Annotated in this window: 5 protein-coding genes and 1 pseudogene; 2 read left to right on the forward strand and 4 right to left on the reverse strand. The window is 69.7% G+C overall.

Annotated elements, in window-relative coordinates; genetic code table 11:
* Together D7V77_RS39600 and D7V77_RS39605 are read right to left on the reverse strand one after the other, a co-directional pair.
* Positions 1–765 (reverse strand): annotated as a pseudogene (locus D7V77_RS39600) (hypothetical protein); the annotation flags it as partial.
* 78 nt (positions 766–843) lie between these two features.
* Entirely contained in the window at positions 844–1,677 is an 834-nt protein-coding gene (locus D7V77_RS39605; protein ID WP_120581385.1) for an oxidoreductase, read from the reverse strand.
* A gap of 87 nt (positions 1,678–1,764) precedes the next feature.
* Between D7V77_RS39605 and D7V77_RS39610 the strand changes: the two genes are divergently transcribed.
* Positions 1,765–2,661 carry a LysR family transcriptional regulator gene (locus tag D7V77_RS39610; protein ID WP_120581386.1) on the forward strand — a complete coding sequence of 299 codons (897 nt, stop codon included), beginning with the start codon at positions 1,765–1,767 and terminating at the stop codon, positions 2,659–2,661.
* A 9-nt stretch (positions 2,662–2,670) separates the two neighbouring features.
* On the opposite strand, the gene D7V77_RS39615 is transcribed toward D7V77_RS39610, so the two are convergent.
* Positions 2,671–3,312 (reverse strand): SRPBCC family protein, encoded by a 642-nt coding sequence (locus tag D7V77_RS39615; protein WP_120581387.1) that lies wholly within the window; start codon positions 3,310–3,312, stop codon positions 2,671–2,673.
* A 159-nt stretch (positions 3,313–3,471) separates the two neighbouring features.
* Here D7V77_RS39615 and D7V77_RS39620 point away from each other — a divergent pair, with 159 nt between their 5' ends.
* Positions 3,472–4,965 carry an HAD-IG family 5'-nucleotidase gene (locus D7V77_RS39620; RefSeq protein ID WP_120581388.1) on the forward strand — a complete coding sequence of 498 codons (1,494 nt, stop codon included), beginning with the start codon at positions 3,472–3,474 and terminating at the stop codon, positions 4,963–4,965.
* Between the two features lie 26 nt (positions 4,966–4,991).
* Here the strand turns inward: D7V77_RS39620 and D7V77_RS39625 are convergent, their stop codons facing one another.
* The gene (locus D7V77_RS39625; RefSeq protein WP_120597815.1) at positions 4,992–5,450 is read right to left on the reverse strand and encodes a DUF2267 domain-containing protein; all 459 of its coding nucleotides are present in this window, start codon (positions 5,448–5,450) and stop codon (positions 4,992–4,994) included.
* Positions 5,451–5,558 lie beyond the last annotated feature (108 nt).

Below are 5,558 nucleotides of genomic sequence, written 5' to 3' on the forward strand. Positions count from 1 at the left end.
CCCTTCACCTGGCCGTCCTCCCCATCCCATCAGCAGGTGCGCTTCCAGGCCCGGACGCGTCAGCACCACCGCCGTTCCGTCCAGATGCGCCAGCGTCACTGCGGGCGTACGTCCTCCGGCCCGTCCCCAGTCGTGCACGGCGGAGACGGCGAGCGTGTAGCGCCCGGGTTCGCGGCCTCGTCCGAAGAGGAGGTGCTGAACGTCCAGCGAGAGCTCCGCGCCCATCAACCGCGCGCCCAGCACATCCGAGACGAAGGCCTCCGTGTAGAGCGGACCCAACGTGCCCGTGAGGAAGCCTCCCGCCGGGTGGTAGTCGGGGTTCGTCCGGTTGGAGTAGTGGCGCACCAGATGCGCCGACAGCAGGCTGTAGTCCTCCAGCGCTCCCAACCAGACGCCAAAGGGCGATTGGTCCGAGCCCAGCTTGAGGGCTCGCACGAGCTGGCCCCAGTCCGACGGACTGTCCCAGTCCTCACGCCGCACACGGCTCGCGCCTCGTTCGCCGCCCCACAGCCGCAACCTCAAGGGCGCGCCCAGGTTGACGCCGAGCTCCGGGCCACCGTCGAGGATGAGCGTGGGCTCGACCTGGACGAAGCCTTCATCCGCGCCTGTTCCTGCACGCGGCAGCAGCACCAGTGTGGTCGCCTCCAACCGAGTCAGCGAGTACACCGAACGTTCCAGTGAGTCCTCGGAGCCAGGCGGTGATGCAGCCCCTGCCAACACCGGCAGGAGCCACAGCCACAGCACCACCCACCGGCGGCATTCCATCGCTCTCGACTCCTGGCTGCGTCCCTGCATGGGGAGTGGAACCAGGTCATACTCGGCCGGTCCGACAGAACCGCTGGCTCAGAACCCCATCGACAGCGCGACCTGCTCCGTGCGGTTCACGTCGTCCAGCACCTGCGCGAGCTTCTCGCGGACGGCCGCGGGGGCGTCCGACCCCAGGAACAGCCGCAGCGTCGGGGAGCCCGCGTCCACGGCGTCCACGATGGCCTTCGCCGCCTTCACGGGGTCCCCGGGCTGCGTGCCGGCGGACTGCGCCACCCAGGCGCGCATGGGCCCCAGCGACTCCGCGTAGGCCGCCAGCTCCGGCATCGGCCGGAATGATGGGCCCAGCAGCTTCGTGCGGAACATGCCCGGATCCACGATGAGCACCTTCACTCCGAATGGCGCGACCTCCTTCGCCAGCGACTCGGACAGGCCCTCCAGGGCGTGCTTCGCCGCGCTGTACGCACCCGCGCCCGGGTATGGGACCAGCCCGGACACGCTCGAGAGCTGCACGAGGGTGCCCGTCCTCCGCTCCCGCATGTGCGGCAGCACCGCTCGCGTCATCGCCACTGCTCCGAAGAACAGCGGCTCGAAGGCCGCTCGCAGCTCCGCGTCGCTCGTCTCCTCCACCGCCCCCAACAGCGTGTAGCCCGCGTTGTTCACCAACACGTCGATGGCACCGAAGCGCTTCAGCGCCGCCGTGATGGACTCCTGCACCTGCTCTGGCTTCGTCACGTCCAACTGGACCGCGAGCACCCGGTCCGGGGCCCTCGCCACCAGGTCCTCCAGCGTGCGCGGGTCTCGCGCCGTCGCGACCACGCGCTCCCCTCTCGCGATGACCTCCTCCACGATGTTGCGGCCAAACCCAGACGACGACCCCGTGACGAACCAGACCTTGCCCTGTGCGCTCATGACTGCCTCCGTGGCCCATGAAGTACGCCCCGGGCCTCCGCTCCGAAACGCGTCGTCTCTGGATGCACTTTGTAGCTACGCTAAGGAATGCGCGACGACCTCTCCGGCCTGATGGCGTTCCTCGCGGTGGCTCGCAGACGCAGCTTCACCGCCGCCGCGTCGGAGCTCGGGGTCACTCCCTCCGCGGTGAGCCAGAGCCTCCGGGCCTTGGAAGTACGCGTGGGCGTGCGGCTCCTCCAGCGCACCACCCGCAGCGTGGGACTCACCGAGGCCGGCTCGCGCTTCCTGTCGCGGCTCGAACCCGCGATGCACGGCGTGCAGGACGCCTTCGAGTCCCTGGGCGAGCTTCGCGACCGGCCCACGGGGCTGCTGCGCCTGACCCTGCCCCGCTACGGCTACCAGGAGGTGCTCGGCCCACGCCTGGCGGAGTTCCTCACCGCCCATCCCGACATCCGCGTGGACATCCATCTGGACGACGTGCTCGTCGACATCGTCCAGCAGGGCTTCGACGCGGGCTTCCGCATCGGTGAGCTCGTGAACCGCGAGATGATCGCCATCCCTGTGAGCGGCGACATCGTCATGCACGTGGTGGGCTCGCCGTCGTATGTCGCGGCGCGCGGCAAGCCGAAGCACCCTCGCGAGCTGCGCGACCACGACTGCATCAACTACCGCAGCCGGACCACCGGCGGGCTCCTCCGCTGGGCGCTGAGCGACGGCGGGAAGCGCATCGAGGTCGCCGTCGAGGGCCGCGTGGTGTTCGATGACGCGGAGCTGGTGCTGGACGCCGCCGTCGCCGGGCTGGGGCTCGCCTATGTCCCGGAGAGCCGCGTCCGGAAGCTGCTCGCGGAGAAGCAGCTCGTGCGCGTGCTCGAACCGTACTCCACCCCCCTCCCCGGCTTCTTCCTCTACTACCCAAGCCGCGTCCAGGTGGCGCCCAAGCTCAAGGCGCTCATCGACTTCTTCAAGCTGAAGCGGCGGCGCTGACGACGCCCCCTACTTCACGGGAGGCGGCTCCACGGGCAGCGACTTCGCTCGCTTCTCCACCGCGCGCAGCGTGTCCACCACCGCGTCGTTCTGTCCCACGCTGGCCAGGAACCCGGGGACGGAACCTCCGGGGTCCACCGTGAACTTGTAGACGACCCAGGACGTGCCCTCGCCCTTGGGCTCCACCTTCCAGCTGCCCTCGTTCAGCCGCAGGCGCACCACGTCCCGCCTGGCGGGGAACGCGTCCGGCTCCGCCTTCCAGCGCTGCTGGTACACGCCCGTCCCGTCCGGCGCGACCTTCGACTCCGTCACCACGTGGCAGATGTAGTCGCGCGAGGACACCACCGGCAGGTCCAGCCGCGTGTACGTCAGCCGCCCGCCGTCATCCGTGGGCCGCACCACCCGCGACTCCTTCACGTACGGCATGAAGAGCCGGTACGACGCCTGGTCCTCCAGCGCCGCCTGGATCTGCGCGGCGCTCGCCTTGAGCTCGCCTTCCGCCCAGATGTCCTTCGCCTTCGTCCCCGGACGGGGCCGGACCTTGATCACGAAGGGCTTCGTCGCCACCGTCTCCCATTCCTGCGCCCCCGCCACGCCCGCCGCCAGCACCACCGCCAGGGCCAGGCCCCACCGCCGAGTCATTCCCAACATGTGTCTGCCCTTCGGTTCCGCGCGCCGCCGGCCCTCGCGGCGCGTGCGTCACCTGTATCCCATCTTTCCGACACCCGGACGACCCGGGCCTGCCCACGGAGCGACTCGGGCACACGGGCCGCTCGACTTTGCGTGCAAGCCTTGGCAAGCCTTGCTCCCATGGCTCCTCAATTCTCCGGTCCCCCGCCCGAACGCGGTCTGTTCTGCAACCGCACCCTCAACATGCGCGCCATCAAGGCCGTGGGCTACGACATGGACTACACGCTCATCCACTACCGCGTGGAAGCGTGGGAACGCCGCGCCTACGAATACATTCGCGACCGTCTGGTGGAGCAGGGCTGGCCCGTGGCCGACCTGACCTTCGACCCGATGCTCGCCATCCGCGGCCTCATCATCGACACCGCCAAGGGCAACCTCCTCAAGGCCAACCGCTTCGGCTTCGTGAAGAAGGCCCTGCACGGCAGCCGCCCCATGGACTTCGAGTCCCAGCGCGAGGCCTATACCCGGACCGTCATCGACCTGGCCGACCGGCGCTGGGTGTTCCTCAACACCCTGTTCTCCCTCTCCGAGGCCTGCATCTACGCGCAGCTCGTGGACCGCCTGGACGCCGGCCAGCTCCCCGGTCCCATGGGCTACGCGGACCTCTACGAGCACGTGCGCAAGAACCTGGACGCCACGCACATGCAGGGGCGCCTCAAGGCGGAAATCATCGCGGACCCCGAGCGCTACGTCATCGACGACCCGGAGACGCCGCTCGCGCTGCTGGACCAGAAGAACGCCGGCAAGAAGGTGCTGCTCATCACCAACAGCGAGTGGGCCTACACCGAGCCCATGATGCACTTCGCCTTCGACCGGCACCTGCCCGAGGGCATGACCTGGCGCCAGCTCTTCGACGTGGTCATCGTCAGCGCGCGCAAGCCCGAGTTCTTCACCACGCGCTCCACCCTCTTCGAGGTGGTGGAGGCCAACGGCGAGGCGCTGCTGCGGCCGCACTCCGGTCCGCTCGACAAGAACAAGCCCTACTTCGGCGGCAGCGCGCTGGAGCTGGAGCGGCACCTGGGCCTGTCTGGCGACGAAATCCTCTACGTGGGCGACCACATGTTCGGCGACGTGCACGTCAGCAAGAACGTGCTGCGCTGGCGCACCGCGCTCATCCTGCGCGAGCTGGAGGACGAGGTGCGCGCCATCGCCGCCTTCCGCGCCACCGAGGTGCGCATTGGCGAGCGCATGCTCAAGAAGGAGCGCCTGGAGGCGGAGAGCTGCCAGGTGCGCCTGGAGATCCAGCGTCGTCGCCACCATTACGGCCCCCGCTCGGACGTCGCGGAGGGAGAGCTGGTGGCGCGGCTCACGGAGCTGCGCGCGGAGCTGGAGGCGCTGGACGCGGAGCTGGGCCCCATGGCCCGCGCCGCCGGTGAGCTGTCCAACCCGCACTGGGGCCTGCTCACCCGCGCCGGCAACGACAAGAGCCACCTGGCGCGGCAGGTGGAGCGCTACGCGGACATCTACACGTCGCGCGTGAGCAACTTCCTCTTCGCCACGCCGTTCGTCTACCTGCGCAGCCCTCGCGGCAGCCTCCCGCACGACCCCAGCATCCCCGGCGGCACCCCGGTGTTCACCACCGGGGACGGCGCGGGCAGCGGCCCCGCGGAGTAGCGAAGAGCCCTCGCGGCGCCTCGCGACTACTGCGTGAGGCGCCAGAGGGCCTGCAGGTCCGCGGGCAGGTTGCTTGCCACCTTGTCCGCCTCGCCTTCGGATATCTGGTCCTGGAAGGCACGCAGCACCGCGCGGACCACCAGCTCCGCCTGGTCCACCGGCATCTGGAGGTCCTCCGCGACGGACGCAATCATCTCCTCGCGACCGAAGCGGTGGGGGTGCCGGGGGCGCTCCTCCGGCGGAGGCAGGAACTCCACCAGCATTCGCGGCAGCTGGGATTCCAGATTCCGCGCCCCGTTGGGCATGAGCCGGCGCTCCAGCGCGCTCAGCACCGACACTGCGGCGGACTCCGCGAGCGCGGGAGGCAGGGCACTCAAATCGCAGACGTGGTGGATGAACGCCGCGTAGGTGGCGCGCAGGTGGGCTTCGTGCCGCCGCGCGTGGCGTTCCTGCTTCTCGGTTTCGGTTTCATGGGCCTGGGCCATGTGGGCACACCTTGGGCGAAGGGGGGACGGGACCTCCTGGAAGGTGGTCACCGGAACGCCCGTCATCGCCCGGCAGGCAGGCGGGCCCCACCCCCTTGTGCCCCACTC

It is taken from the genome of Corallococcus sp. CA041A (assembly GCF_003612075.1).
GTDB lineage: Bacteria > Myxococcota > Myxococcia > Myxococcales > Myxococcaceae > Corallococcus > Corallococcus exiguus.

Excerpts from the sequence above, each read along its gene's own strand:
- D7V77_RS39620 (WP_120581388.1), top strand. The coding sequence starts at position 3,472 with ATGGCTCCTCAATTCTCCGGTCCCCCGCCCGAACGCGGTCTGTTCTGC.
- D7V77_RS39610 (WP_120581386.1), top strand. The coding sequence starts at position 1,765 with ATGCGCGACGACCTCTCCGGCCTGATGGCGTTCCTCGCGGTGGCTCGC.
- D7V77_RS39605 (WP_120581385.1), bottom strand. The coding sequence starts at position 1,677 with ATGAGCGCACAGGGCAAGGTCTGGTTCGTCACGGGGTCGTCGTCTGGG.
- D7V77_RS39615 (WP_120581387.1), bottom strand. The coding sequence starts at position 3,312 with ATGTTGGGAATGACTCGGCGGTGGGGCCTGGCCCTGGCGGTGGTGCTG.
- D7V77_RS39625 (WP_120597815.1), bottom strand. The coding sequence starts at position 5,450 with ATGGCCCAGGCCCATGAAACCGAAACCGAGAAGCAGGAACGCCACGCG.